1 protein-coding gene is annotated in these 267 nt (G+C 56.9%); it reads left to right on the forward strand.

The features are described from left to right. The first annotated feature begins 12 nt into the window (after positions 1–12). Positions 13–162, forward strand: a complete 150-nt coding sequence (locus tag ACTHSL_RS13710; RefSeq protein ID WP_440381728.1) for an ABC transporter permease subunit — start codon at positions 13–15, stop codon at positions 160–162. Positions 163–267 lie beyond the last annotated feature (105 nt).

Genomic DNA, 267 nt, shown 5'->3' on the forward strand with positions numbered 1-267 from the left:
GACTACCCGGGTATCGGAAGCCTTTCCCTTGGCGCGGTGCTGGATCGAGACCTGCCCCTCATTCAGGGCGTCATATTGACCTTCGCGTTCATTTTCTTGTTGATCACCCTGCTCGTCGATCTCGCCACCTTCTACCTCAATCCGCGAATGCGAAATGGCTGAGGCATGAGCGCCGAGGAAATCAAAGAGGCCCATCTGACGGATCCAAAGCGCAGTTCGACCTTCTCAGCATCGCAACTTCAGTCCCGGTCGACAGCCACCCGTAGG

Source organism: Neisseria sp. P0008.S010, assembly GCF_051962715.1.
GTDB classification, from domain to species: domain Bacteria; phylum Pseudomonadota; class Gammaproteobacteria; order Burkholderiales; family Neisseriaceae; genus Neisseria; species Neisseria elongata.